This is a genomic window from Variovorax sp. J22P240 (genome assembly GCF_030316855.1).
Classification (GTDB): Bacteria; Pseudomonadota; Gammaproteobacteria; order Burkholderiales; family Burkholderiaceae_C; genus Variovorax.
In genome coordinates, this window is record NZ_JASZYR010000001.1 from 443,302 (window position 1) to 469,410 (window position 26,109).

Sequence of the window (26,109 nt, forward strand, 5' to 3'; positions counted from 1 at the left end):
CGCATGCGCCCATTCCGCATGTCCATATGCGCAAAGCTTTGTTCGCAGCAGCGCGTGGACAACCTAGATTCGTCGGCTTTCACGTCCCCGCGCGACGCCCGACCCATGAACCTCTCGAATCGCCGCAGCCTGCTTTCGGTGCTTGCGCTTGCCCTGTCTTCCAGCTTCGGCTTTGCCGCGGACAACTATCCGAACAGGACCGTCAAGCAGGCGGAGATCCAACCCAATTGAGCGATACCGGAATTTCGCCCCAGGCGCTGCGCGACCTGCTGCTCGGCCCGACAGAGTTGGCGCTTCTGGATGTGCGGGAGGCGCGCTGGTTCAACGCGGGCCATCCCAACCTGGCGCGACTTGCGCCCTTGAGCGTGCTGGAACTGCAGATCGATGCGTTCGTTCCGCGGCGCGGCACCGACGTCGTCATCTATGACGCGAACGATGCCGATGACGGTCCTGCGGCCGCGGCGGCGGCCTTGCTGCGTCGGCTCGGATATTCCGGGGTGCGGCGGCTCGCGGGCGGGCTCCAGGCCTGGAAGGCCACGGGCTATCCGGTCATCGACGGCTACAACACGCTGGTCAAGGCCTTCGGCGACGGCGTGCGGCAGCGCTACGAAACGCCGGTGCTGCCTCTGGCCGAACTGGAGGCGCGGAGGCGCAGCGGCAAGCCCACCACCGTGATCGACGCACGCCCCAGGGAAGAGTACGAGTTCCTGTCGATCGAAGGCGCGCGCAGCTACTCCGGCACCGAGCTGGCGCTGCGCCGTTTCGCGCACGGCGACCCGGAGCACCTATGGGCCATCAACTGCTTCAGCCGCACGCGCGGAATCATCGGCACCACGACGTTGCGGCTCCTCGGACGCGCGCCCGATGCGGTCTTCGTGGAAGACGGCGTGATGGCCTGGGGATTGCGCGGCGCCCCGGTGGTCCAGAACGCAGTGCCGGTCGACGACGTGCCGGCGGAGGAGCCCGCCGTGCTGCGTGGGCTCGCCGAAGATCTGCGATCGCGCTACGGCCTGAAGTGCATCGACGCTAGCGGACTGGGGCGGCTGCGGGCCGAGTCCGGCAGGACCCTCTACGTCTTCGACGTGCGTCCGCTCGCTGATCCTGCCAAAGCCGCCGCGCGCGACGCGCGCCACGTGCCTGGCGGGCAGCTGCTGATGCACTTCGAGAACCTCGTGGGCACGCGCAACGCGCGCATCGTGCTCGTCGATGATGCTCATCTGCTTCGCGCTTCCATCACGGCTTTCTGGCTGACGCAGTTGAACCAGGCCGAGGTTCATGTGCTGGAGGGCGAGTTGCCGCCCGCGATGCCTGCCCGGGCCCCGCATGAGGCGGCCCCCGATCAGGTGCCGGACGCACCGGCGGCGCTCGACGCCGATCCGCTCGCGCACCTGCTCGACGCTGGATCGGCGCAAGTCGTCGATGTCGGCCCGAGCATGGACTACGAGCGCGGGCATCTGCCCGGCGCGTACTTTCTCCTCCCGGCCTCGTTGACTCCGCTGGAGGTGCTCTTGCCATCGGATGCCGCCATCGTGTTCACCTCGCCTGATGGCGCAGCCGCCCGGCTGGCGGCGCGCGACGCACGGCGACGCTGGCCCGAGGCCACGGTGGCCTGGCTGAAAGGCGGTACGCAGGCTTGGCAGGCTCGCGGCCATGCGGTCGAGTCCGAGATTCGCGCGTCCCGGCTGCTTACCCCATTCGACGATGATTGGGGTTCCGTCATGCGCGTCTTCGGCCCGCGCCGGGACGCGGTGTGGGACGCCTACCTGCAGTGGGAACGCGGCCTCGGCGCCCGAGTGGCCAGGGATTCGACGGTGCAGTTTCGCTTCCTCCGCGAACCTGTTTCGCGCTGATCGGCAGCGTGGCAGGGCGCTGGCGGTGCGCCGATGGCGCCGAGCGGCGCTTCCGTCGCCACGCCCGGTAGCATCACGCGATACTGCTGCGGTCCGATGACGCCAAGCCCGATCGCCGTGCCTACATTGCCGGGCATGACACCGCTCATCACCACTCATTCTGGCAATCCCCGGTCCTTCTCGCGCGTCGCGGTCGAGCGGCGAACAGGCGGTTGGCTCGAACTGGTGGTTCTTGCGCTCTCCATTCCCTCGGTCGCTCTGCACGACTGGCGGACACGCAGAACGGCCGGCACGGCGGACCCGGTTGAAGAGCTGGACGAAGCGGAATGGGAGGAAACCACGGCACCGGCGAGCGAAGCCCCGATTCCCCAGGACTGGCTCTTCTGGAGCTTCTTCATGTGCACCGCGATCGCAGCGTTGCCCCTGATCGGCATTCGCTGGACCACGCCGGATGTCGCGTCCATCGCCTGCGCCTTCGAAGACGCCATCCTGTTGGCGCTGCCCGTTGTCATCCCGCTGCCGTTCCTCTTCATGGGCTGCGTGGGTGCGCTGACCTTTCATCCGGCATCGCGAACTCCCGCGGCATTCGGGATCTTCGGCGTGGCGCTGGCGATTTCACTCGCAGCGGCGCACGCCTTGCTTGCCTAGGCCGCAGGCGCAAGGCCGGGCCGCTAGGGCCCCACCATCCCCCGAACCTTGTTCGCCAGCGCCGTGATCTCGAATGGCTTCGTCATCACCTCCATTCCCCGTTCAAGATGGCCGTTGCCCACGGCCGCGTTCTCGGCATAGCCGGTGATGAAAAGCACCTTCAGCTCCGGCCGCGTGACCCGCGCCGCGTCGGCCACCTGGCGGCCGTTCATGCCGCCGGGCAGGCCCACGTCGGTGATCAGGAGATCGACGCGCGCCCGGGACTGCAGCAGCCGCAATCCCCGCGAACCTTCGTCTGCCTGAATCACCCGATAGCCCGCCTGTTCGAGGACTTCGGCGATGAGGATCCGGATGTTCGCCTCGTCCTCGATCACCAGCACGGTTTCGCCGTCGCCGCGCTCGACGGACTCCTGCGCGTAGCGGGGCTCATCTTGATCGGGATCGCCGAGGTGCCGCGGCAGGTACAGGCACATCGTGGTGCCCTTGCCCAGTTCCGAGTAGATGCGCACCTGGCCGCCGGACTGCCGCACGAAGCCGTAGACCATCGACAGCCCCAGGCCCGTGCCCTGGCCGATGGGCTTGGTGGTGAAGAAGGGGTCGAAGCAGCGCGCCTTGATTTCAGCTGACATGCCTGCTCCGGTGTCCGTCACGCACAGTGAAACGTATTGCCCCGGCGGCAGTTCGCGCTCCGCCGCCGCGCGGTCGTCGAGCCATTTGTTCGCCGTCTCGATGGTGAGGCGGCCACCGTCGGGCATGGCATCGCGCGCATTGATGCAAAGGTTCAGCAGCGAGTTTTCGAGTTGCGGCGAATCGACCTTGGTCGGCCAGAGGCCTCCGGCGCCGATCACCTCGACCTCGATGCCCGGCCCCATGCTGCGGCGGATCATCTCTTCCATGCTGGCGACCAGGCGGTTGACGTCGGTCGGCTTCGGGTCGAGCGTTTGCCGGCGCGAGAAGGCCAGCAGCCGCTGCGTCAGGGCCGCGGCGCGGCGCACGGACGCCTGGCCCATGGCGATGTAGCGCTCGACACCGTCGACCTTGCCCTTGGCGAGCCTCGCCTCGAGCACCTGCAGGCTGGCGCTGATGCCGCCGAGGAGATTGTTGAAATCGTGCGCGATGCCGCCGGTGAGCTGGCCGACGGCTTCCATCTTCTGGGATTGGCGCAGCGCCTCCTGTGCCATGTTGAGCTCGATCTGGGCATCCTTTTCGGCAGTGATGTCGCGGCCGCTGCAGTAGTAGCGGCCTTCCTCGGGGACCCCCGTCCATGACAGCCACCGGTACGTGCCGTCCTTGCAGCGATAGCGATTGACGAAGTTCACGACCGGCGTGCCGTCCTTGAGCTTGGCGAAGCCGTCACGCGTCGTCCGGAGGTCGTCGGGGTGGAGCAGATCGAAGATGGGTGTGATCCGCAGTTCGTCCTCGGTCCATCCGAGCACCGCTTGCCATGCGGGATTGGTTTTCTCGAACACGCCCTCGCCGTCGAGTACGCCCAGCAGGTCCGACGTGAGCTGCCAGAACAGGCTGCGTCCGTGAGACCGCTCTTCCACCTGGCGCTCCAGGTCGGCATTCAGCGTCCGCAGCAGGGCCTCGGTCGCGCGCAGGCGCTCGCGCTCGCCGTTCAGGCGCCGCTCTGCCTGGACCTTGGCCGTGGTCTCGACCACGACGGCCATCACGCCTGCGGGGATGCCCGCTTCGTCGAGCAGGGGCGAATAGTCGAGGTTCATCCAAGCGGGTTCGGCGCGGCCGTTTCTTGCGAGGGTGAGTTCCTGGTCCTGGTAGCTCAAGGTCCCGCCCGCCAGACCGACCTTCATCACGTTGTCGTTGAAGTCGGCGACCTCGGGCCATCCTTCCCGGACGTTGGACCCGAGCAGCAGGGGATGCCGGTTGCCGGCGAAGACGGAATAGGCGTCGTTGTAAATCATCACGCCCGCTTCACCCCACAGCATGACGATGGGAACGACCGATCGCAGCATGAGCGCGGTCGCGGTCATCACGTGCGGCGGCCACCGCTCGATCGGACCGACGCCGGTCGTGCTCCAGTCATGCCGGGCGATCAGTTCGCCGAGCCGACCGCCGCCCGCGAGAAAGGGCAGGGGCTCTCTCATCGGATGCCCTCGTGCTCGGCAACGGAGCGGCCGTTGCGCGACCACACCTGCAGCAGGAAGTCATCCTCCTCGTGGCGCGCGATGCATGCCAGTCCCAGCGCAGCCAGCGCCGCATGCACGGCGTCGGTCGACAAAACGCGCCCCTTGAAATCCGGCCGCCAGTCGCAGGCGACCAGCGCTCCTTCGACCGTCAGCGAGTGCCGGCAGCAACCCGCCAGGCTTCGCATGGCGGACTCGTCGAGAAAGTAGCCCAGCTCGCTCAGCACGATGAGGTCGAAGGGCCCGGCATCATGCGGCCAGTCGTCGGGGAGTTGGTGCCGCTCGATGCGCACGTTGCGCAATCCGCGTGTGCGTTGGGTTGCGATCTCCGTCGCGCGCTCGGAGAAGTCGGCGGCCAGCAACTCGTCGCAGCGCTTCGACAACGCGACGGTGAGCTCGCCGATGCCGCAGCCGGGCTCGTAGGCGTGCTCGTAGCGCTGCCGAGGCAATGCGGCCAGCAGGAGATTGCGCTTCCGCTCTTCGTACCAGCGGGTGCGCAACTGGTAGGGATCGTCGCTGCCGCCGTAGAGCCCGGCGAAATACGATTCTTGGTCCTGCATGGTGCTCACGTGAACATCACCTCGAAGGGCCGGGCTGCGCGCTCGACCGTGGTGGAGCGCAGGATCGGTGCGGCGCCCGTGGAAGCGTCCGGCTCCAATTGGCTCTTGAAGCACTGTACCGCTTGGCGCTTGCGACTCACCGCGTCGGCGTCGAGGTCCACCCGGATGGCGCGATGCCAGGGTAGCCGCTCATCCCCCGGTGCGGCCCAGTGCCACGCCCACACGGGCACTTCGACCAGTCGCGCCCCGGTGCGAGCTGCCGCGAACGCGCAGGCGTGACCGGTGGCCTCGTGGTCGGGGTGGCCGTCCTGTCGCCAGGTCGTGAAGATCACGTCGGAGCGATCCAACATCGGCAGCAGCCGTTCCGCCAGCTGGCCGCGCTGATCCCGCAGGTCGCCGTCGGGCATGCCGAGGCGCATCGGCTCGACCTGGATGCCCAGGCATCGCAGGGCGTCGCGGCTCTCCTGGGGGCGCACCCTGACCAGCCGGTCGGCGGGCCAATCGGCGGAGCCACGATGGCTGGCGGTGCCGTCCGTCACCGCGACGACGCAGACGGAGGTTCCGCTGCGGGCAAGCTGCGCCAGCAGGCCGCCGACCGAGAGCACCTCGTCGTCCGGGTGCGGCGCCACCACCACCGCGCGGGCGCCGTGAGGAACCAGTTGCTCGGACGTCGTCGCCCGAAGGTGCCGTAAGCCGGGCCATGCATTCCAGTCGGATTCCGAGGTGCCTTGCCCGCGAATGGGGCGATCGGTCACAGCATCCATGGTGGGGTGTCTCCGTGCAGGTTCTGTTGGCCCAGTGCGGCGAGGTCGCGCTCCGCGTGGCTTTGTCGCAGGAACACCGGCAGATCGGCCATGGCGCGCGCGAAGCGTGGGTTGCGACACATCGGGCCGGCGCCCACCGCGCGACCCGCGTGGTGCATGACCTCGTTGGCGGCCTGCTCGACCACGAGCCGTGCGCGCAGGGCATGGCGTCGCGCGTCGTCCTTTGGATGCGCATCGATCCAGGCGGCGGTCTCGCGCAGCACAGCGGCACCGGCAGCGAGCGCCACGTCGATGGCGCCCAGGTGCGCGAGCCGATGCGCGTCGGGCGCGTGGCCGCTCGACTGCCACGTCATGCGCGCGATGCCGAGCGCGCCGCCGAACCAGCAGGCCGCGATGCCGGCGCCGCCTTGCCAGAACCCGGGGCGGTTCACGTAGTCGCCGGGACCGCCGATCTGCGCCGCATCGACATGGTCGAAGCGAACATCCACGCTCCCGCTCGCCGCCATGCCGACGGCGTGCCAGCCATCACTGGTCACCGTGACGTCCGGCGGCGCGATGGTGACGGCGGCCAGACAGGGCTCGTCCGCGGCATTCCAGCAACTCACCACCGCATGTGTCACGGTCGCGGCGCCCGAACACCAGGCCTTGGTGCCGGTGAGGCGCACCTGGGGCGCATCGGGCGCGTGGAATCCGGCCAGGTCTTCTGCCGGGGGCACGGCATTCATCGCCAGTCGCGCATCGGGCGGCTCGGCACACCAGGTGCCCCAGCGCGATCCCTGCGGCGAGGTGGGCGCGCCCAGTTCCTGCAAGATCGCGAGCGCGTCAGTGTGGCCCTCGAACAGCTTCACCAAAGAAAGATCATGGGCCGCCACCTCGGCCAGCACTCGCCAGCGCGCGAGCGTCCGGCCTGCACCCGGCAGCGGAAGCTGGTCGAGCCGGTTGTCGACCAAGTGGGCGAGCGTGAGCCCCGTTCCGTGTTGCTGCTGAAGTCGCGCCAGGGCGTCGTCGGTGACCGGGGCGAGCATGCGTGAAGGCGGAGTGATCGATGGGGCGGGAGGATGAAATAGCCCGGCGACGGTATGCGAAGTGGCCAGCGCGCTTCGTCAGCGCACGCCGCCGGCTCGTGTAGGAGACGACAGCTCAGGGCTCGACCAGGAACCTGGCCAGCAAGGGTGCCGCGCCTTTCAGCAGCGCGAACTCGTCGTCGGGCAGCGGCAGCGCTGCCGTGTCGAAATGGCTGAGCGTGCCCCAGATTTCGCCGTTGGGATTCAGGATCGGCACGCTGTGGTACGAAAGCGCGATGCTCGGATAGGAGTAGCCCCGCAGCCTCGTGTCGGCTGCCGAGTTGTCGGTGCGGAACTGGCCGTCGCGCACGACGAATTGGCAGTAGCTGCTGTCGAACGGAATGGCCGCGAGGTATTCGGGTCGCAACTTGCCCGCCTTGTCATGCAGGAGCACGTTCTTCAACGTGAGGCCCGAAAGGCGGTAGACGGCGCTGTACCGGTGCAGAACGCCCTCATTCAGAAAGGCGAGGCCGTTGGACGGGCCTTCGGCGTCCAGGATGGAAGAAAGCGTCTGCAAGGTGCGAGGCAATCCCATGCGGCATTATGGGCTTGTCAGCGCCGGCAAGGCCGTCGGGTTCAGCTGCTGGACGATCGCGTGCAGCAGTGCGTCGGCAAAGCCGCCGCGGGCTCTGGCCTCGCGTCGGGAACTGGTCACGACCCGCGGCTTGGCGCTCCACGCGATCTTCGCGCCCGAGGCTTCGAGCGCGCGCACGAGGTCCACGTCCTCGCTGCAGCCCAGGTGCCGGAATCCGCCCGCCCGCCGATAAGCCGGTGCAGAGACGCCCAGATTGGCGCCATGGATGTGCTGGTGTCCGTCCCGGTCATCGTAGGTACGGAGGAAATGCCGACGCAGGAGGTCGGCATGGACCCCGTGCTGCGACCAGTCCTCCACGCCGACCGTGCCGCAGACCGCATCCGCATCGAGCGAGAGTTGATCGGCCAGCCAGCCGGGCGACACCACCGTGTCGGCGTCGGTGAACGCAAGCCACCGCGCACCTCGCGCGAGCAGGACCTCCGCACCTACCGCGCGGGCCACGCCCACGTTGCGGGCACGCACGCTGATGGTGATGGCGCCCGCGCGGGCGGCCAACACGCCCGTGGCGTCGGTGCAGCCGTCGATGACGACGACGATCTCGACCGGTTCTCCGCCCAGATCATGATGGAGCGCTGCACGTCGCGCCGCTCCGACGCAGTCGGCAATCGTGTCCTGTTCGTTGTGCGCCGGGATGACGATGCCGAGCATGTGTGGTTGTTGTTGGTTGTTGCGAGTGGGCTCTCTCGTGAATGCGGCAAACGTAGGTCGACCGGCGCGCGAATCGCGTCGGTAGAGAAATGAAAGGCGCGTAGGGCGCCGCCGGAAGTTCAGAAGGGAATGTCTTTGGACATTGCGCAGGCGCGGCCGGCGTGGCTGGCCGCGGTGCGGTTAGCGGCCGGGCGGTGCGTGCGCCTTGTCGCCGGAGGCCAGTTGATCGCGCACGGCGGTCACATGGGATCCGACTTTCGCCAGGGCATCGTTCAACGTTGCCTCGGTGCAGTGGAATTGGGCGCACCAGTACTGCAGCTCGACGGGGTCCTGGGCGTTGACGCGGCCTGGGTCCAGGGGCTTGAAGTGGCTCAGATCGACGGTCATGTCCGCTCCTTCAGGTGTCCGCAACCAAGTCTTATAGGTCGTGGGCCGGCCGCATACAAGCGCGAGACATCGACATCGGCAACCCCGCGTAACACAGGGTTCATTCTGGAGGCGTACGCTTCGGCACAGACGGCCTGCCGGCGCTGGTAGAGGTCGCTTCGGCACCCACCCGTCAAGGGCGGTTCCTCGATGCCGGCGGCTGTCTTTGCCCCCTTTTCGGTGCCCAATCCTGAGGCACCGTGTTGGAAGCCAAGTCTGGAGTCGATTCCCGACGTTCTTCAGGGTGTTGTCCACAGGTCTGTCCACGGGGCTGGTGGAGAACCTTGGGCGGCCATCCCGGATCGGCAGGACGCCGAGCTATCGATCGGAGCCCGTCTCGTCTGGAACGCCCGCCAGGTCCGCAAGCCACACCGCGGCCTCCGAATCGCTCGGTGCGCGCCAGTCGCCGCGCGGCGAGAGCGATCCGCCCGAGCCGACCTTCGGCGCGTTCGGCACGCACGAGCGCTTGAACTGGCTGGTCTTGAAGAAGCGGTACAGAAAGGTGCCGAGGTGTTTGCGGATCTGGGCGATCGAGTAGGCGTTGCGTTCGGTTTGCAGCTCGTCCGGCCAGCCGCCCTTGTCGCGGTCATGCCATGCCGTGTAAGCCAGGAATGCCACCTTGGAGGGCTTGAAACCATAACGCAGGGTGTAGTAGAGATGGAAGTCCTGGAGCTCGTAAGGCCCGACGAAGTCCTCGGTCCTTTGTCCCGGCTGCCGCGTGGCATCCTCCGCCGAGCCCGCTTCGTGCGGCACCAGCTCAGGGCTGACCTCGGTCGCGAGGATCGCGTGCAGCACCTCGCTGCCGGCCGGGCCGATCTTCCCGTTCTGTGCGACCCAGTGCACCAGATGCTTGATGAGCGTCTTGGGCACGCTTGCGTTCACGTTGTAGTGCGACATGTGATCGCCGACGCCGTAGGTGCACCAGCCGAGTGCGAGTTCGCTCAGGTCTCCCGTGCCCACCACGATCGCCCCGTGGAAGTTGGCGAGCCTGAACAGGTGGCTGGTCCGTTCGCCAGCCTGCACGTTCTCGAAGGTGATGTCGTACTGCGGCACGCCTTCGGCGAACGGGTGTCCGAGATCTTCCAGCATCTGGTTGCAGCTCGGCCGGATGTCGATCTCGCGCGCGGTGCAGCCGATCGCGTCCATGAGCTGATGCGCCTGGACCCGGGTCCGGTCGCTGGTGGCAAAGCCCGGCATCGTGAAGCCGAGGATGTCGGCTCGCGGCAACGACAGCCGGTCCATCGCCTGCGCACACACGAGCAGTGCATGGGTCGAGTCGAGCCCGCCCGACACGCCGATCACCAGCTTCTTGATACCGGTGGCCTCCAGTCGCTGCACGAGGGACTGAACCTGGATGTTGAAGACCTCCATGCAGCGCTCGTCGCGATGGCGCGCATCCGCCGGCACATAGGGGAAGCGCTCCACGTTGCGCATCAGCGCCGGCGCCGGCATCGATCTCGGCACGGTGCAGTCGAACTCCACTGTGCGCCAGCCGGCCAGCGCCTGCTTGTGCCGCTGCACCGACACGCCGAAGGAGTTCTGCCGCATGCGCTCGCGCGAGAGGCGTTCGAGGTCGACGTCGGACATGATCATGTGCGACTGGTTGCTGAAACGCTCGCTCTCGGCCAGCATCTCGCCGCTCTCGTAGATCAGGGCCTGCCCGTCCCAGGCGAGATCGGTGGTCGATTCCCCGATGCCGGCCGACGAATAGAGATACGCGGCGAGACAGCGCGCCGAATGCAGGCTGACCAGCCGGTGGCGGTATTCGGACTTGCCGATCGTGATGTTCGAGGCGGAGAGATTGACCAGCACCGTGGCCCCGGCCAGCGCCGCGTAGCTCGATGGCGGGATCGGCACCCAGACGTCCTCGCAGATTTCCACGTGCAATTTCAGGAGCGGCAGTTGGCGGGCCTGCACGATGACGTCGGTGCCGAAGAGAACGCGCTGGCCGCACAGGTCGATCTGGGTGGAGAGGGCGCTGTCGGCAGCGCTGAATTGGCGGGCCTCGTAGAACTCGCCGTAGTTGGGCAGATACGTCTTGGGCCACACGGCGAGGATGCGGCCACCGCCGACTGCGACCGCGCAGTTGTAGAGCCTGTGGTCCACGCGCAGCGGCAATCCCACGATCGCCAGCGCACCGACCTGTTTGGATGCGGCGACCACGGTCGCAAGCGCGGCTTCGCAGCCATCGAGCAGCGCGGCCTGGTGGAAGAGGTCGTCGCAGGTGTAGGCCGAGAGGCCCAGCTCGGGAAACGCGACGGCCACCGCACCCTTTGCGCTGGCCTCGCGGTAGAGCGCCACTGTTTCGCTGGCGTTGAACACCGGATCGGCGACCCGGTTGCGCGGCACCGCCACCGCCACTCTCGCGAAGCCGTGGGCATAGGGATCGAGAAACTCGGGCAGCGTGGTCATGAAGCTTTCCTGAACGAAGGTACTCCCGCGATGTCGTAGACGGCGGAGGAGTCAAGCTTGCGGGTCCCCAGCCTACAACGCGGACGTGACTTTCCGTCCAAGAATGTTCTTTTGTGTTTAGTGAACGGAAGCACCATGGAAGCCAAGTCCTGGATTGCGGCGCTCAAGGAAGCCGACGCCAATCGACCGGATCTGCCCGGCGAACATCTCATCGTGCTCGGCGTCGGCCTGTTGCTGTTGATGGCAACGGGGCACAGCCGCACGCTCATCGGCAAGGCGCTGATCGGGGCCGCGGCCGGCGCGTTCATCGGACGTGCTGCCAGCGGGACCGGCGGTGTGGCGCTCTTGAAGACCAAGGTCGACGAGGCGCTGACCCGTTGCAGGCTGTAGGCCGGCGCGCGTTCAGCGCGCGCGCTTGACCAGTGCGCCAGGGTCGCTGCGCGGAGCCCGCTTGGCCGGCTTGCGCGGACCCAGGTTCGCGAGCAGCGGTTGCGGCTCATCTGAAGGCGCCTGTTGCGCGACCGGATCGAGAACCGCACCCATGCCCTTCGAAAAGTCGAGGCATGCGCGATCGAAGGCGGCCAGCGCCTCGAAGTATTCGCGCCGGGCGGATTTGGCGGTCATGAGTCAACCCTGTTCGAGAAGCCACTGCTCCCGTGTCTGAAATGGACAAATACCGAGGTTTTTGTCTTACAAGTCTGCGAAGGCCGTACGAAGACAAGAGTACACAATGTGAAAACCTCCTTCACTTGGTTGGAGCGATGGGATGAAGTTTTGCGAAGCGTGCCACACGGCGAACAAGGACCGTGCCAGATACTGCTGTGGTTGTAAAGGCAGGTTTTCGGGCGTGCGCTTCGCGGCGAACACCTCGGCCAGCACGACACCCGGTTCGCTCGAGGCCTCATCCACACCGCCGGTGCCTACACGAACGCTGAACCGTGCCGACCCATCGCGCAGCCAGCTAGTCAAGCGCACAGGCTTGCGCGTGCTGTTCCTGCTGCTGCTTTTGCTGGGGGCGTTCGCGTACTGGTATTCGAGTCAGCTTGCCGCTGGCTGGTCGACGATCGAGAACGCCGTCTCTTCCTCTGCCGCCTCTCTCACATCCCGGATCGATTCGCTGCGAGAGTCGCTCGCTTCGGAAGAGGTGTCCATCGTCGAGACGGAGGTACAACCCACGGTAGCCGCCAGCTCCCGTGAGCCTCCCGTACCGCGGCCCGAACCGGCAACCGTATCGCAGCGACGCGGCGACGACAGTTCCTCCAGGCCGAGAAGCAGCGACACCGTGAACGCATTCGAATCGGGACGCAAGGCCCCACGCGCCGCGGCCGTCGAACGCGTTCAGCCTCCGGTCGTGATGGGTTCGGCCTTCCAGGAGCCGGCGCCTCTTGCGCCGACGGACACGCCGGCGGTGGACATCCCTGCGACCGCGCGCGTCGCCACGGAGCCAAAGGAAAAGGCGTGCTCCGAAACGCTCGCCGCATTGGCCTTGTGCCCGAAGTGACGAAGTCCGAACGCACGCCTTCCGTGGCGCTTACTTCCTTCGGCATATAGGCCGTCGGCTGCATTGAGTTTCCGCCTGGGGTAGCCCACGATGGCGCCCTTCGTTCGGCAGCGCCGTGCAAGGCGCACCGCCTAGGAGGAATGCCGCCATGGCCTGGCAGTCGCTCGCCAATCGCCTTTCGACGCTGCCGCGCGTGCTGGCCGGGCCGGTGCTGCGAAGGGTCGCGCCGCGCAGCGTCAGCGTGTGGCTGGCGATGCGCGCGGGCGGCGACGTCACGCTCACGGTGTTCGATGCGCTCGACGCGACCGTGGCTTCGGGCCATCGCCACACCGTTGCCGTCGGCACGCAATTGCACATCGTGTGCGTCACGGCGGTTCCGGATGCCGGCGCGCCCGACCTCGTGGAAGGCGTGATCTACCGCTACAAGCTCGCGTTCGCCTTCGATGACCAGCAGGCCATGGACCTGCCCACAGCCACGGGCACGACCACGCTGCCCGCCGCTTTCGCTTACGTGCCCTTCGGCCTGCCGAGCTTCTGCCTGCCGCCCGCGTCGCTCGACGACCTGCGCCTGCTTTGCGGCTCGTGCCGCATTCCGCATGGCAACGGCAGGGATGCCTTTTCGGTGGGCGACAAGCTGTTGGCGCAAGCCGCGTCCAACCCGATCGCGCGGCCGCACCAGTTGTTGCTGACAGGCGACCAGATCTACGCGGACGATGTCTCGGCCTCGCAGCTGATGGTGCTCTCCGATGCCGCCCATGTGCTGCTCGGCTGGAAGGAACAGATTCCCTACGACGTCGCGGGCAGCAAGGCGGACGTGGACAAGCTCTTGCCCTTCCTGCGCCGCGATCCGCTGGAGGCCGCAGGTTTCACTTCGGAGGACCTCGACGGGCAATTGCTGTCGCTCGGCGAGTACCTGTGCATGTACATCATGGTGTGGTCCGATGTGCTGTGGCCCGCCGACATGCCGATCTTCAGCGATGTTGCCGATGCCACGCGCGTGGTGCTCGGCGGCGATGCGATCGCATTCAGCCACTGGTTCGGCAAGCGCGTGAAAAAGGGCCACCATTTCGGCATGGACCGCGAAGCGAAGAAGCTCGCGTTGTTCCGCCAGGACCTCACCGACGTGCGCCGGATGCTGGCCAACATCCCGTGCTACATGATCTTCGATGACCACGAGGTCACCGACGACTGGAACATGACGCGCGACACCTGCAAGTCGCTCTACGGCCATCCGCTCGGCCTGCGTGTGGCGCAGAACGCGCTGGTGGCCTATTCGCTGTGCCAGCACTGGGGCAACGTGCCGGAGGTGTTCGAGGACCCGGCCGCGGGCGGCGCCAAGCCACCGGGCAAGGCCTTGCTCGACCTGCTGGACGGCACCACCGATGCCGGCGACTACGAGGCGAAATCGCCTGCGCTGCGCAAGCTGGTGGCGGTGCACGACGAGACTTTGCTGGCGACTCGGCCCGCGAATGCCACGTTCCATGAGGCGGACGAGCTGGTCTACAACTACACGGTCGAAGGGCCAGGCCACCAGATCATCTTCACCGACTCGCGCTCGTGGCGCTCCTTTCCAACGGGCCGGGTCGGCGGCGGCGTGCTGATGCCGGCGGATCAGCTGGTGCAGCAGATCGTGAACACGCCGCCGGCGGGCGAGCGCATCGTGATCGTCGTGATGACCACCAACGCGCCGGCCGTGGAGCCGATCCGCTCCGCGGCGCGCCACGATGGCGTCGCCAATTTCTTCGAGCATTTCCCCGATGTCTACGAGGCGTGGGAGTTGCCGTCCATCCACTTCGACCGGCTGATGGCGAGCCTGACCGAGAAGCTGCCGAAGGTCGACGGCGCGCGGACCGGCGCGCTGGCCATGATCTCCGGCGACGTGCATTTCAGCTTCGCGACCCGGCTGCTCTACAGGGCCGCCACGCGCCTGGGGGACGTGCAGCCCCAACCGGCGAAGGCGGTGATCGCGCAACTGGTGGCAAGCTCGTTCCGCAAGGAGACCGACAGCACGCTCGGCTTTCATCGCGACGGCTACGCCTACACGCCCAACCCCGTCGCGTGGCTCATGATCCCCAAGACCACGCCGCAGGGCTACGTGGGATGGAACGTGGCGCAGGGTTCGGAGAAGGTGGTGGGCCAGCGTGGCCTTCACCCCGCAGGCACCTTCGTGCCGCTGTTCACCATCAAGCTCGACCAGCCGACCCTGCCCACCGAACCGGATGGCTTCTTCCTGGGAAATGCAATCGACCCCCAGACGCCGCCCGACTACAGCTACCGACTCGACTACCTGACACCGCCCGAGGTCAGCGTGCCCGTGGACACGACGCCGATTCCGACGCCGACCGCGGGCAGCACGCCCGACCAGCGCAAGATGGCCGCCGAGGCGCTGCGGCTCGCGGCCACGAAGTACCGCATGTACAACGCCGGCGGCGCGGTGAACAAGGTCATCGGCACCAACAATTTCTGCGAGATCACCTTCGACTGGCATCCGACCAACGTCAGCCTGCGCCGCCTGCACCACACCGTGCGCTGGCGCAAGGACAAGGACAGCGAGCTCCAGCTCAGCGACTATGTGGTCAGCCTCGATCCCGACGACCCTGCATTCGCGGAATTCGTGCCGCGCGCCATGGCATGAGCGCCAATTTCTTCGAATCACTATCGAGCGGACTCGCGAGCCTGCTCGACCCGGTGATCCAGGTCGTCGAGGAGCCGGCCTTCCTCCAGCGCCTGCTGTCCGAGCTGGGCGTGCCGCCCGACTCGGACAGCAACACGCTGCTGGAGGCGCTCGCGGCCGTCGCGGAGTTGAGGCATTGCATCGATGCGCTCGCAGCGCAGGAGGCGCCGTCCTTCGATGCCATCGCCGCCGTTCTGGACGCGGCCGCCGAGGCCTTCGAAGCCTTGCGGCGTCTCGAACAGCAGGGGCCGCTGGCCTCGCTCGAGGGCCTGGGTCGCGAACTGGTCGACCTGCTGGTGATGGCCTTTCTCGAAAGCCGCGTTCCAGCCGCACGGCCGACGGCGGCGCTGCTGACGCTGCTCGAACCGGCCGACGAGCGCCAGGGCAACCCGCCGCTCGTGCAGGGCGGTCGCCTGGTGCGCGACAGCTACCGGCTCGACCGCTGGCACCTCGACCGCTTGCCGTCGCTGCTGAAGGATCCGATGGCCGTGTTGCGCGCCGAGTACGGCAATGCGATGCAGACCGCGGCCGATGCGCGCGCCATGGCCGACAAGCTGTTCCCGCGGCTTGTGCGTCTGCTGCGTGCGCTTGGCGTCACTTGCCGCTACGGTTTCGATCCCGACGATGCCGTCGCGCTCGGCGATGCCGGCCCGCTGATGGCGCATGCGCTGATCGTGTACGTCGACGATCCGCTCTACGGCGCGGCGTCCGAGTCGGGCGTCGTCCTCTCGCTGTCGCCGGCGGAGCAGGGTGATCTGGGCCTGGTTATCAGCCCCTTCGGCGCGATCGCAGTGCAAGCGAGCGCCGGGCCCTGGAAGATCGCGGCCGCTCTCACCGCGGGCATCGACGTCGTCGCGTGGGGCCGGCACGGTGTGACGCTGCTTGCGAGCCCGGGCACCGTCGAGGCGAAGGGCAGCGCATCGGCGACGCTCGAGACGATTGACGCGGGGCCGGCCTACGTGATCGGGCAGCCCGACGGCGCGCGCATCGAAGTCGGCGGTGCGCGGATCGGACTCGAAGTCGCTCTGTCGGAGTCGCACGCATCGCTGGCCGTGTCGGCGGACGTGACGAAGGCGATGGTGGTGATCGCGGCGGGGGATGGCGATGGCTTCCTCAGCGCGATCCTTCCCGCCGATGGCCTGCAGGCCCAGGGCGATCTCGGCATTGCGTGGTCGAGCGACAAAGGCCTGACCCTGCGCGGCAGTGCGGCGCTCGAAGCCTCCGTGCCGGTCGGCTTGTCCTTCGGCGGCGTGACGCTCTCCGCACTGACGTTGGCCTTGCGGCCGCAGGATGCCGACGTCGCCGCCGAGGTGTCGGCCAGCGTGTCGGCCTCCATCGGTCCGTTGACGGCGGTGCTCGATCGCATCGGCATCGCCGGCCTGCTGAGCTTCCCGTCCACGGGTGGCAACCTCGGCGTCGCGAATCTCGCTCTCGGCTTCAAGCCGCCCAGCGGCGTCGGCCTGTCGGTGGAAGCGAGTGGCGTGCTCACGGGCGGTGGCTTCCTGTTCCATGACGAAACGCAGAAGCTCTATGCGGGCGTCATGCAGCTGTCGTTGCACGAGACCATCACGCTCAAGGCCTTCGGATTGATCGCGACGCAGATGCCCGACGGCAAGCCGGGCTTCTCGATGATCATCTTCATCACTGCCGAGGACTTCCGGCCGATCCCGCTCGGCATGGGGTTCACGCTGCAAGGCATCGGCGGCATGGTGGCGGTCAACCGCACCTTCGATCAGGACGTGCTGCGCGCAGGATTGAAGAACGACACGCTCGGCACACTGCTGTTCCCGCGCAATCCGGTCGCCAATGCGCCGGCCATCATCCGCTCGCTGGCCAGTGCGTTCCCGGCGCTGCGCGGCAGCTACCTGCTCGGGATCCTGGCGCGCATCGGCTGGGCCACGCCCACGCTGGTGCTGCTGGACCTGGCGCTGATCCTGCAGTTCGGCGCTCGCTCGCGCCTGCTGGTACTGGGCCGCATCAGCTCGATGCTTCCCTCGCGTGACAACGACCTTCTGCGGCTGAACCTCGATGCGATGGGCGTGCTCGACTTCGACGAGGGCACCGCCTCCGTCGACGCAGTGCTCGTCGATTCGCGGCTGGTGCACAAGTTCGCGCTGACCGGCGCCATGGCCTTGCGCGCGCGCTGGACCTCCGGGCCGGGCGCGGGCTTCGTGCTCGCGGTGGGGGGCTTGAACCCTCGCTTCGCGCCGCCGGCCAACCTGCCGAAGCTCGACCGCATCGCCATCGCGCTGAGCTCGGGCAACAACCCGCGCATTACCTGCGAGGCCTACTTCGCGATCACCTCGAACACCTTGCAGTTCGGCGCGCGGGCGCAACTGCATGCGGCCGCCTACGGCTTCAGCGTCGATGGCGACATCGGCTACGACGTGCTGATCCAGCTCGTGCCGCTGCATTTCCTCGCCGACTTTCATGCGTCGGTGCAACTCAAGCGCGGCTCCAGCAATCTCTTCAAGGTCTCGCTCCAAGGCGAACTCGAAGGGCCGCGTCCGCTGCGCGTCAGTGGCAAGGCTTCGTTCGAGATCCTCTGGTGCGACTTCACGGTGCGCTTCGACAAGACCCTGATCGACGGCGAGAAGCCGCCGCTGCCGCCGGCCGTGGATGTGCTCGCGGAACTGAAGAAGGCGCTGACCACGCCGCAAAGCTGGACCACGCTGGGGCCAGCCCATGCCAGCCATGGCGTGGCGCTGCGCAAGCTCGCCGCCACGGGCGGGGGCGGCGGTGCGATCGTGCTCGATCCGCTCGGGCGCCTGGTCGTCAGGCAGCAGGTCGTGCCGCTGAACACCTCGCGCGACGTCGATTCGTTCGGCGGCGCGCCCGTGGCGGGTGCCCGGCGCTTCACGGTCACGGCAACGCTGAACACGCAGCCGCAAGGCGGCGGCCCGGTGCGCGACCAGTTTGCGCCCGCGCAGTTCTTCGCCATGAGCGACGACGAGAAGCTCGCGGGCCCGTCTTTCGAGGAGATGGATGCGGGGCTGGTCTTCGGCAGTGAAGCGGTCAGCTTCGATGCGGCGGAAGTCGTCGCGGCGCCCCTGAAGTACGAGCCGATCGTGATCGACGACATGAGCGCGCCGCCGAAGCCGCCCGCGCCACCGTTCGTCATGACTTTTGCGCAGCTGCGCTTTCACAGCCGCACCGGCGCGGCCGCGCGGGCACCAGTGCGGGCCATCGGCTTGGCTCGCTTCCGCCGGGGCGAAGAAATCGAAGCCGAACCCTCACAGGCCGTGGAGGTGGAAGCGCCCCGGTGGGCCATCGTTCCATTGGCCGACGGCGCGCCGCCACCGGTCGATGCAACGCTGCGGACCTGGAGCGAATACCGCGCCGCGCTGGACACGCTCAACCGCGGCGGCGCCCGGTGGCAGGTGGTGCCGCTGCACGAGTTGCAGGTCTAGCGAACGCAGCAGGAGACGATCGATGCCAAGTTCCGATCCCGCAGCCAACCTGAGCCTCCTGCCATGGGTGCGCCAGGGCGCCGCCGCGAGCATCACCACGCCCGATTCGCTCGGCGCGGGCCAGCACGCGGTGGCCGATCTGTCCGCCGTGCTGTCGGTCAACGGCAGCGCCGCGCCGCCGGTGACGGTGCGGCTGCGCGGTCCGGCCGACGTGGTGGGCATCGACGCCAACCAGATCGTGCGGCGCGATCCACGTCCGGGCAGCATCGACTTCGAGCCCAACTACTTCGCGGCGATCGAGTTCGACCGGCCCGACTTTCCATGGCTCTTCACACCGGCCCGCGCCGATGCGACAGGCAAGCTGCGGCCCTGGCTCTGCCTGGTGGTGGTGCGCAAGCAGGACGGTGTGTCGCTGGGGTCCACCGTCGATGCGCCATGCACCGCGCTGCAGATCGCCGCACCCGCGAGCCTTGCCGCGGAGCTGCCGGACCTCGTCGACAGCTGGGCGTGGGCGCATGCGCAGGCCGCAGCGCGTGACGCGGCGCAGGTCGGTGGGGCGCTCGCCGGTTCGCCGGCCTTGTCGCTGTCGCGCCTGCTGTGCCCGCGCATCCTCCGCGCAGACACCGACTACATCGCCTGCGTGGTGCCCACCTTCGAACTCGGGCGCAAGGCGGGGCTGGGCTTGCCCATTGCGGACACCGACCTCGTCGCGGCCAACGCGCTCGCGCCGGCATGGACGCCAACGCAGAAACTGCCATTCCTGCTGCCGGTCTACCACCACTGGGAATTCCGCACCGGTCCGGGCGGCGATTTCGAATCGCTGGTGCGCCGGCTCAAGCCGCAGCCGGTGCCCGAGGGCTTGGGGCGCAGGCCCATCGACATCAGCCAGCCGGGCTTCGGCCTGCCGGCGGAGTTTCCGCCGCATGCCGAGCTGGGACTCGAAGGTGCGCTGCTTCCGATGGAGACGCCCGACACCCCGGCGCCGTGGTCAGAGGAAACGGCCATGCCGTTCCAGACCACGCTGGCCGGCATCATCAACGCGCCGGGGCTGAGCGAAGTGGCCGATCCGGACGCCGATCCGCTGCTCGCGCCGCCCGTCTATGGCCGCTGGCATGCCGCGCGCGCGACGGTGGCGCGAGGCGTTCCGCAGTGGCTGGACCAGCTCAACCTCGACCCGCGCTCGCGCACCGTGGTGGCGTTCGGCACGCGAGTGATCCAGACACATCAGGAACCGCTGATGGCCGCGGCCTGGGAGCAGGCGGCCGATCTGCAGCGCGCCAACCAGCGGATGCGGCAGTTGCAGCTGAGCCTGGCCGTCGGCACCAGCCTGCACGCCCGGCACTTCGCCAACCTCGGCGCGGAGACGCTGCTGCGCATCGGCTCGCCGGCCTTTGCGCGCATTCGCACCATCGCGGCCGACGAGACGGCGCCGCGCACGCTGGTCGCGCGTATGGAGGGCAAGGCGCTGCCGCTCGCGGCCACCAGCCCGGCCATGCGCCGCATCGGCCGCGAGCGCGGCCCGTTCACACGGCGCATCGCCGCGCAGGGCCTGACGCGATCGACCACCATGACGTGGGTCGCCAAGCTCAATCTCGGCATGACCTTCTCCGCGCCGGACGCGACCGATCAGGCCACGGTGGATGCAGTGCGCATCCGGCTGCCGAACGTGACGATTCGCCCCTTCCGCGACGTGACGAAGACACTGATCGACGGCCTGGTCGGGCGGCCCAATTTCCAGGTCATGGCGGAGGGCGCGCCCGTCAACGTGCCGAGCATCTCCGTGATGATGGTGCTGCCTGACAGCCCCTCCGCACACAACTTCCGGCTCGCCGCGAGCGAGCACCTGGGCCGCATCGATCCCGGCCGCTTCAAGGCCATCTTCGCCCCGGCACCCGGGATGGCGATGGATGAGTTGAAGGAGACAGTGCTGGCGCAGACCCGCCCGCGCCAGACGCTGGTGGCGCTGGCGCGCGCGATGGTCTCGGTCGGCGCCGGCGCGGTGCCGCCGGTGGACACGCCCGCGAGCGCCGCGGTGGGCATCGACACCATCATGGCCGCGCCGACCTTCCGCCAGCCGATGTACGAGCCGCTGCGCGACCTGTCGCAGGAACTGCTGCTGCCGGGTTTGCAGACCGTGCTGCCCGACAGCGTGATCGGCCTCAAGACCAACCGCCGCTTCGTCGAGGCCTACATGGTCGGGCTCAACGTCGAGATGGCGCGCGAGCTGCTGTGGCGCGGCTTCCCGACCGACCAGCGCGGCACCTGCTTCAACCAGTTCTGGGACGTGCGAGGCGCACCGACGCCGCGTGCGGACATCGGGCCCTTGCACCTATGGGCCGATCGCCCGCTGGCCGACCTGGCCACCGCGCCCGTGCGGGAGCAGTTCGTGATGCTGATGCGCAGCGCGCTGCTCCGGCGTTATCCCAACGCCATCGTCTTCGCCGTGCCGGGCGTGATGGATGCGAACGGCGTGCGCTCGCCGAGCGAGGACGCGGCGGTTGAAGTGCAGCCGGCCTTCAGCGGCAGCATGCAGCCGGACGTGTCCTTCTTCGGCTTCGACTTCACGGCCGCGCAGGCGACCGGTGCCGACGGAAACGCCGGCTACTACATCGTGATCCAGGAGCACCCGACGGAGCCGCGCTTCGGCCTCGACGAAGACACACCGACGGGCGGCGCCAGCCATCTGGGCGTGGCGGGCGGGCCGCCCGCGGGACTGCCGCTGGATGGCCTGCAATGGGGGCGCAACGGCGCGCACATGGCCGGCATCGTGCGTCAGCTTCCGGTGCGCATCTCGATCCATGCCTCGCAGCTCGTCAAGCACTGAGCGATCGCACCATGGCCACTGTCACAGGCTTCTCCGCTGCAACCTTCTTCAGGAGCAACCTGAAGCTCGCCGCCGCGGCGCACCCGCAGTTGCCGGCGCTGATGGGCGACACGCTGTGCCCGAGCGACCGGCCGCTGGCGCTGCTGCCCGTGCGGCTCGAGACGCGCTTCTTCGCGCAGCCCGATGGCGGCAGCGAACTCCGGGTGCGCATCTATCCCGACAAGATCCACCTCGACTCGCATGAGCCCGAACTGCTGCCGGGCGAGCGGGAGTGGGGACGGCACTACTGGGAGCAGGACTGGCGTGCAGGCCCCGACGCCGCCGCACGCGCCGATGCGTGGCGGCAATTGGCCGATCGCTTCGGCGCCGCGCGCGCGGCGTGGATCGCGCGCGTGCTGGAGCCTCGCAATGCCGCCCAGCGCCCGAAAGCGGCAGTGCCCGCGGCCGATCCCTTGCCGGACGCACCGCAATGGCCGGAGGTGTCGGTGGTCTCGGACGGCAAGGACGCCGCATGGCGGCGCGCGCCGATCGCCCGGCTGCTGCCGGATCGCTGGATCGCCATCGTGCAGTCGGGCGGCCTGCCGGTGATCGCGGTGAGCGGCGGCGACATTCGACGTCCGCTGGCGACGGGCCCCGATCCGCAGGCGCCTGTGACGGAGGTGCCGGACGATCAGCTCGCCGTCGACGCCGGCATGCGCTGGATGGTCGATTTCGAGGAAGCCGAGAGAGCCGGCATGGCGTTGCGCATCGCGATCCCGGCGCCCCTGCTGGCCGCGGGACTCGACAGCCTGTTCGTGCTCGGCACCGCATCGACCACCGCGACGGACACCGCGGCGCAGCTGGCCTCGTTGCTCGACGCCCATCACTACACCGATGGCGCCGAGTTCCTGCGTACCGGCACGCCGACCAACAACTCGGCCGACCGGCGGGCCGGCTACGACTCGTCCGACCCAGGCCGCATTCAGAGCTTTGCCAGCGAGGTCGCCTTCGAACCGTCGACGCTCGCTGCCGCATCGAATGCCGTGCGGCTCGGCGCCGCGCTGGGCCTGCCCGCCGGACAGGTATCGCCGGTGCTTGGCCGTCTGCCGCTGGCGGCGGGACAGCAGGACACCGACATGCGCGCGATGAACAACGCGCTCTGGCCGGCCGGATGGGGCTACTTCCTGAACAACCTGGCGGGGCCGGACGGCAGCGGCCTCACGCCCGAACACATCGCGTGGGCCCGTGCCCATTTCCTCGACCATGTGCGAAGCGCCGGGCCTTACCCCAGCCTGCGCGTCGGCCGCCAGCCCTATGGCATCCTGCCCGTCACCTCCCTCGACCAGTGGCACCCGCGCACCGGCGAGGAGGGCGCATTCGCGCGCGACCTCTGGCTGCGAAACGTGTTGCAGCAACTGCGTGACGGCGCCTGGCGACCGCAGTTGGGCGACGCTGCGCGCGTCGGCCGCCGGCAGCCGGCCGATCCCGATGGCGACCTGGCCGACGTGATGCGCACCGATGCCGTCTCGTGCAGCTACAGCACCCGCGCCGTGCTCGGCCGCCACTACCTGCAGCACCTGCGCGCCTTCCTGTTCGAAGACCTGCAGGGCAACGGCTTCATTCCGATGCAGGAAGCGATCGCGACCGGGCTGCTGCAGCGCCTCGGCTTTCCGTGGCGCCCCCGGCTCACGCGTGCCGTCCACGCAGACCTGGGCTACGACGTGACTTCGCCGCTGGTGCAGGCGGGCGAGGTCTCGCCCTGGCGCAAGCTGGAGCCCGACTACATCGGCGCATTGCTGGCCGCGTCCGGCATCGATGCGTTGATCGCCATGCGGCCGGACCCCGCCAACCCCGATAGCACGTCGCCCCTGCTGCAGACGTTGCTGCGACATGCACTGCTGCGTGAACTGGCGGAGGCCACCGCCCTGATCGCGGCCGGCTCGCCCGGCAACGACCTGGCTGCCTTGCTGCGTGATCCGGAGCTGATCGACCTCGTGGTCGGTGCCGGGCCGACGCTCACTTGGAAGCGCCAGCTCGACCTCCAGGTGCCGGCCGTGACGGGCGACCGCACGATCCGGCAGTTCCTCGAAAGCGCGGGCAGCTTCGATCAGCCCGCGCTCGCGTCGCTGGGCGCCTTCCGCGACAGCCTGGCCTGGCTGCGCACGCTGGACAGCGAGTCGCTGCAATTGCTGATGCAGGGCACGCTGGATCTTTCGTCGCACCGGCTCGATGCGTGGATCACCTCTTTCGCAAGCAAGCGGCTCGTCGCGATGCGCGCAGAGTCGCCGCAAGGCATTTACGCGGGCGGTTACGGCTGGGTCGAGAACCTGCGGCCGACGCAGGCCTCGTCCGCCGCGCCCGTCACGCCGCCGGCCGGCGAGCCGGGGCCGCTCTTCGCGTCGCCGAACGACAGCGGCTTCATCCATTCGCCCTCGATGACGCATGCCGCCGCCGCGGCGCTGTTGCGCAATGCGCACCTGGGCGCGACTGGCGTCCCGAAGGAAGAGGGCGCCTTCGCGATCGATCTCACATCGCGCCGCGTGCGGGAAGCAACCCAACTGCTGGAAGGCGTGCGTCAGGGGCAGCCGTTGGGCGCATTGCTCGGCTACCGCTTCGAACGCAGCCTTCATGACCTGTCCCTCGACCGCTTCATCGCGCCGCTGCGCGACTTCGCGCCGCTGGTCGCGGGCAAGCTCGAGCCAAAGACACAGCCCGTGGAAGCCATCGCGGCGAACAACGTCGTCGATGGCCTCGTGCTGCACAGCCGCTGGCGCACCGACGGCCGGCCGGTGAACGCGCTGCTGCAACAGGCGGGCGCCAACGCCGACGAGTTGGACAAGATGGTCCGCGAACTCAATGCCCTCGGCGATGCCATCGACGGACTGGGCGACGCCTTGACCGCCGAAGCCGCCTACCAGATGGCGCGCGGCAACACCTCGCGCATCGCCAGCACGCTGGCCGCCATCGCGCACGGCGACGCGCCTGCACCCGAGCTGGAGGTGGCGCGCATTCCGCGCAGCGGCATTGCGCTCACGCACCGCCTGCTGATGCTGTGGCGCGGCAAGCCCACCGCGACCACCGGATGGGCTGCGGCATCGACCTCGGCGCGCGCGAGCGCCGAACCGATGCTCAACGCCTGGGCCGCCAGGCTACTGGGCGACCCGCGCAGGGTGCGATGCGTGATCGAGCGCATCGACGGCACGAGCGGCGCCGTAGCGGAGACGCGCGTCCTGCGCCTGGGCGATCTTCAACTGGCGCCGCTCGACGTGGTGTACGGCGTGGAAACCGTGGCCGGTCCGCGCCGCGCCGACACCTCGCCCGACGACGTCGAGCAGCGCCTGCTGTACCTGGCTCGCCATCAGGAAGGCGGCTTCGGCCCGCAGGCGAACCTGCGCATCCAGCATGCGCGGCCCGCCGATCTCGCGGGCGCGGAGCTGACGCTGCTCGACGTGCTGGAGCAGGCCCGCGCCGCGCAGCGCCTGTTCTCGAACGCGCGCGGCGCCGATGCCGAGGACCTGAACCCGCCGGAACGCGCCGCCGCGGGGACGCTCGACCTTGCCGAGTTGGAATCCCGCGCAGTGAAAGCCGAGAACGCTCTCACTGCTGCCCACAAGGCACTCGACGCCCTGGTGAAGAAGGGCGTGGCGAGCACGGCCGACGCGCTGCGCACCGCCATGCTGAAGCTCGGCAGCTTCGGTCTGTCGCCCGCCGTGCCTGCCATCGCGGCGGGCGACGATGCGCCGTCGCGCGAGGCGTTGCTGCAGCAGGCGGCAGCCCTGCTCAAGCAAGCCAGGCCGCGCCTCGACCAGGGCGCGAGCCTGCGTGCCGCAGCCGCAGCCGCAGCCGCAGCCGCAGCCGCATCGCCCGAGCCGCGCGCGCGGCGCGACCGATTGATCGAGCGCATGCGGGCCGTGTTCGGCGCAGCCTTCGTGGTGCTCCCACGCTTCACGTGCGACAACGCGGCCGCGTCGGAGCTGGCATCCGCGCTCGCGGCGACGGCTCTCACGCAGGGCGGCGACCCGTTGGCCGCACACACGTGGTTCACGCGCAGCGCACGCGTGCGCGATCCGTTGACTCGCCTTGCCGCCTGCCTGCGTGGCGCCGAGGTACTGAACACAGGCGAGCGCCTGAACCTGCGGGTGGCGCAATTGCCCTTCGTCAGCGGCGAGCGCTGGGTGGGCTTGCCCTGCGAGCCGAACGCAGAGCCGCCCTCGAGCAAGCTATCGCTGGTGCTGCAGCTGCCGGCCACGCTCGACACTGCGTTGCCGTTGTGCGGCCTGGCCGTCGATGAATGGATCGAGGTCGTGCCCAGCCGTCGCGAGACCACCGCGATCACCTTCCAGTACAACCCGCCGGACGCCTGCGCGCCCCAGAGCGTGCTGCTCGCCGTGCCGCCGGTGCCGGAAGAGGCGTGGACCATCGCCGGCCTGCACCGCGTGCTGGCCGAGACGCTGGACCTGGCCAAGCTGCGTGCCATCGACGCCGAGGCGCTGGCTGGCACGGCCCAGTACCTGCCCGCGCTCTACCTCGCCTTCAACGCGAAGGACGACGTGGTGTCCACCGACGCCGCGCCGCTGACGCGATAGCTCTCCATCCAGCGCCCGGACACG

The 26,109-nt window shown here is 68.6% G+C and carries 18 protein-coding genes; 9 read left to right on the plus strand and 9 right to left on the minus strand.

Annotated features, from left to right (window positions below; all coding sequences use genetic code 11):
- The first annotated feature begins 105 nt into the window (after positions 1 to 105).
- From QTI24_RS02275 to QTI24_RS02285, 3 genes are all read left to right on the plus strand, one after another.
- Positions 106 to 231 (plus strand): hypothetical protein, encoded by a 126-nt coding sequence (locus QTI24_RS02275; protein WP_286598047.1) that lies wholly within the window; start codon positions 106 to 108, stop codon positions 229 to 231.
- The gene (locus tag QTI24_RS02280) at positions 228 to 1,850 is read left to right on the plus strand and encodes a rhodanese-like domain-containing protein (protein WP_286598049.1); all 1,623 of its coding nucleotides are present in this window, start codon (positions 228 to 230) and stop codon (positions 1,848 to 1,850) included. The genes QTI24_RS02275 and QTI24_RS02280 overlap by 4 nt, the downstream gene beginning before the upstream one ends.
- Positions 1,851 to 1,985: 135 nt before the next feature.
- On the plus strand, positions 1,986 to 2,498 hold the full coding sequence (locus QTI24_RS02285; protein ID WP_286598050.1) for a hypothetical protein: 513 nt from the start codon (positions 1,986 to 1,988) through the stop codon (positions 2,496 to 2,498).
- 23 nt (positions 2,499 to 2,521) lie between these two features.
- On the opposite strand, the gene QTI24_RS02290 is transcribed toward QTI24_RS02285, so the two are convergent.
- From QTI24_RS02290 to QTI24_RS02325, 8 genes are all read right to left on the minus strand, one after another.
- Entirely contained in the window at positions 2,522 to 4,603 is a 2,082-nt protein-coding gene (locus QTI24_RS02290; RefSeq protein ID WP_286598051.1) for a hybrid sensor histidine kinase/response regulator, read from the minus strand.
- Positions 4,600 to 5,202: a class I SAM-dependent methyltransferase gene (locus QTI24_RS02295; protein ID WP_286598052.1), complete on the minus strand. Its 603-nt coding sequence runs from the start codon at positions 5,200 to 5,202 to the stop codon at positions 4,600 to 4,602. Before QTI24_RS02295 ends, QTI24_RS02290 begins: the two co-directional genes overlap by 4 nt.
- 5 nt (positions 5,203 to 5,207) lie before the next feature.
- The gene (locus tag QTI24_RS02300) at positions 5,208 to 5,966 is read right to left on the minus strand and encodes a PIG-L deacetylase family protein (RefSeq protein ID WP_286598053.1); all 759 of its coding nucleotides are present in this window, start codon (positions 5,964 to 5,966) and stop codon (positions 5,208 to 5,210) included.
- Positions 5,954 to 6,991, minus strand: a complete 1,038-nt coding sequence (locus tag QTI24_RS02305; RefSeq protein WP_286598054.1) for an acyl-CoA dehydrogenase family protein — start codon at positions 6,989 to 6,991, stop codon at positions 5,954 to 5,956. The genes QTI24_RS02300 and QTI24_RS02305 overlap by 13 nt, the downstream gene beginning before the upstream one ends.
- Positions 6,992 to 7,106: 115 nt before the next feature.
- Entirely contained in the window at positions 7,107 to 7,565 is a 459-nt protein-coding gene (locus QTI24_RS02310) for a GAF domain-containing protein (RefSeq protein WP_286598055.1), read from the minus strand.
- Positions 7,566 to 7,571: 6 nt separating this feature from the next.
- Positions 7,572 to 8,273, minus strand: a complete 702-nt coding sequence (locus QTI24_RS02315) for a glycosyltransferase family 2 protein (RefSeq protein ID WP_286598056.1) — start codon at positions 8,271 to 8,273, stop codon at positions 7,572 to 7,574.
- 180 nt (positions 8,274 to 8,453) lie between these two features.
- On the minus strand, positions 8,454 to 8,660 hold the full coding sequence (locus QTI24_RS02320) for a DUF3606 domain-containing protein (RefSeq protein WP_286598057.1): 207 nt from the start codon (positions 8,658 to 8,660) through the stop codon (positions 8,454 to 8,456).
- A gap of 357 nt (positions 8,661 to 9,017) precedes the next feature.
- Complete coding sequence (locus tag QTI24_RS02325; RefSeq protein WP_286598059.1) at positions 9,018 to 11,111, minus strand: NAD(+) synthase; 2,094 nt, start codon at positions 11,109 to 11,111, stop codon at positions 9,018 to 9,020.
- A gap of 135 nt (positions 11,112 to 11,246) precedes the next feature.
- On the opposite strand from QTI24_RS02325, the gene QTI24_RS02330 reads away from it, so the two are divergent.
- Complete coding sequence (locus QTI24_RS02330; protein ID WP_286598060.1) at positions 11,247 to 11,501, plus strand: hypothetical protein; 255 nt, start codon at positions 11,247 to 11,249, stop codon at positions 11,499 to 11,501.
- 12 nt (positions 11,502 to 11,513) lie between these two features.
- On the opposite strand, the gene QTI24_RS02335 is transcribed toward QTI24_RS02330, so the two are convergent.
- A complete protein-coding gene (locus QTI24_RS02335) occupies positions 11,514 to 11,735 on the minus strand; it encodes a hypothetical protein (protein WP_286598061.1) in 222 nt (73 codons plus the stop codon).
- Positions 11,736 to 11,958: 223 nt separating this feature from the next.
- Here QTI24_RS02335 and QTI24_RS02340 point away from each other — a divergent pair, with 223 nt between their 5' ends.
- The 5 genes from QTI24_RS02340 to QTI24_RS02360 all read left to right on the plus strand — a co-directional run bounded on the left by QTI24_RS02340 (position 11,959) and on the right by QTI24_RS02360 (position 26,085).
- Positions 11,959 to 12,612, plus strand: coding sequence for a hypothetical protein (locus tag QTI24_RS02340; RefSeq protein ID WP_286598062.1), 654 nt, complete (start codon positions 11,959 to 11,961; stop codon positions 12,610 to 12,612).
- A gap of 148 nt (positions 12,613 to 12,760) precedes the next feature.
- Positions 12,761 to 15,247: a metallophosphoesterase family protein gene (locus tag QTI24_RS02345; protein WP_286598064.1), complete on the plus strand. Its 2,487-nt coding sequence runs from the start codon at positions 12,761 to 12,763 to the stop codon at positions 15,245 to 15,247.
- On the plus strand, positions 15,244 to 18,696 hold the full coding sequence (locus QTI24_RS02350; protein WP_286598066.1) for a DUF6603 domain-containing protein: 3,453 nt from the start codon (positions 15,244 to 15,246) through the stop codon (positions 18,694 to 18,696). The genes QTI24_RS02345 and QTI24_RS02350 overlap by 4 nt, the downstream gene beginning before the upstream one ends.
- Positions 18,697 to 18,718: 22 nt before the next feature.
- Positions 18,719 to 21,520: a hypothetical protein gene (locus QTI24_RS02355; protein ID WP_286598067.1), complete on the plus strand. Its 2,802-nt coding sequence runs from the start codon at positions 18,719 to 18,721 to the stop codon at positions 21,518 to 21,520.
- 11 nt (positions 21,521 to 21,531) lie between these two features.
- Positions 21,532 to 26,085 carry a hypothetical protein gene (locus QTI24_RS02360; protein ID WP_286598068.1) on the plus strand — a complete coding sequence of 1,518 codons (4,554 nt, stop codon included), beginning with the start codon at positions 21,532 to 21,534 and terminating at the stop codon, positions 26,083 to 26,085.
- Positions 26,086 to 26,109: the final 24 nt, after the last annotated feature.

Bases quoted from the DNA above. Each gene is read 5' to 3' on its own strand.
- QTI24_RS02275 (WP_286598047.1), top strand. From the start codon at position 106: ATGAACCTCTCGAATCGCCGCAGCCTGCTTTCGGTGCTTGCGCTTGCC.
- QTI24_RS02285 (WP_286598050.1), top strand. From the start codon at position 1,986: ATGACACCGCTCATCACCACTCATTCTGGCAATCCCCGGTCCTTCTCG.
- QTI24_RS02290 (WP_286598051.1), bottom strand. From the start codon at position 4,603: ATGAGAGAGCCCCTGCCCTTTCTCGCGGGCGGCGGTCGGCTCGGCGAA.
- QTI24_RS02295 (WP_286598052.1), bottom strand. From the start codon at position 5,202: ATGCAGGACCAAGAATCGTATTTCGCCGGGCTCTACGGCGGCAGCGAC.
- QTI24_RS02300 (WP_286598053.1), bottom strand. From the start codon at position 5,966: ATGGATGCTGTGACCGATCGCCCCATTCGCGGGCAAGGCACCTCGGAA.
- QTI24_RS02305 (WP_286598054.1), bottom strand. From the start codon at position 6,991: ATGCTCGCCCCGGTCACCGACGACGCCCTGGCGCGACTTCAGCAGCAA.
- QTI24_RS02310 (WP_286598055.1), bottom strand. From the start codon at position 7,565: ATGGGATTGCCTCGCACCTTGCAGACGCTTTCTTCCATCCTGGACGCC.
- QTI24_RS02315 (WP_286598056.1), bottom strand. From the start codon at position 8,273: ATGCTCGGCATCGTCATCCCGGCGCACAACGAACAGGACACGATTGCC.
- QTI24_RS02320 (WP_286598057.1), bottom strand. From the start codon at position 8,660: ATGACCGTCGATCTGAGCCACTTCAAGCCCCTGGACCCAGGCCGCGTC.
- QTI24_RS02325 (WP_286598059.1), bottom strand. From the start codon at position 11,111: ATGACCACGCTGCCCGAGTTTCTCGATCCCTATGCCCACGGCTTCGCG.
- QTI24_RS02330 (WP_286598060.1), top strand. From the start codon at position 11,247: ATGGAAGCCAAGTCCTGGATTGCGGCGCTCAAGGAAGCCGACGCCAAT.
- QTI24_RS02335 (WP_286598061.1), bottom strand. From the start codon at position 11,735: ATGACCGCCAAATCCGCCCGGCGCGAATACTTCGAGGCGCTGGCCGCC.
- QTI24_RS02345 (WP_286598064.1), top strand. From the start codon at position 12,761: ATGGCCTGGCAGTCGCTCGCCAATCGCCTTTCGACGCTGCCGCGCGTG.
- QTI24_RS02350 (WP_286598066.1), top strand. From the start codon at position 15,244: ATGAGCGCCAATTTCTTCGAATCACTATCGAGCGGACTCGCGAGCCTG.
- QTI24_RS02355 (WP_286598067.1), top strand. From the start codon at position 18,719: ATGCCAAGTTCCGATCCCGCAGCCAACCTGAGCCTCCTGCCATGGGTG.
- QTI24_RS02360 (WP_286598068.1), top strand. From the start codon at position 21,532: ATGGCCACTGTCACAGGCTTCTCCGCTGCAACCTTCTTCAGGAGCAAC.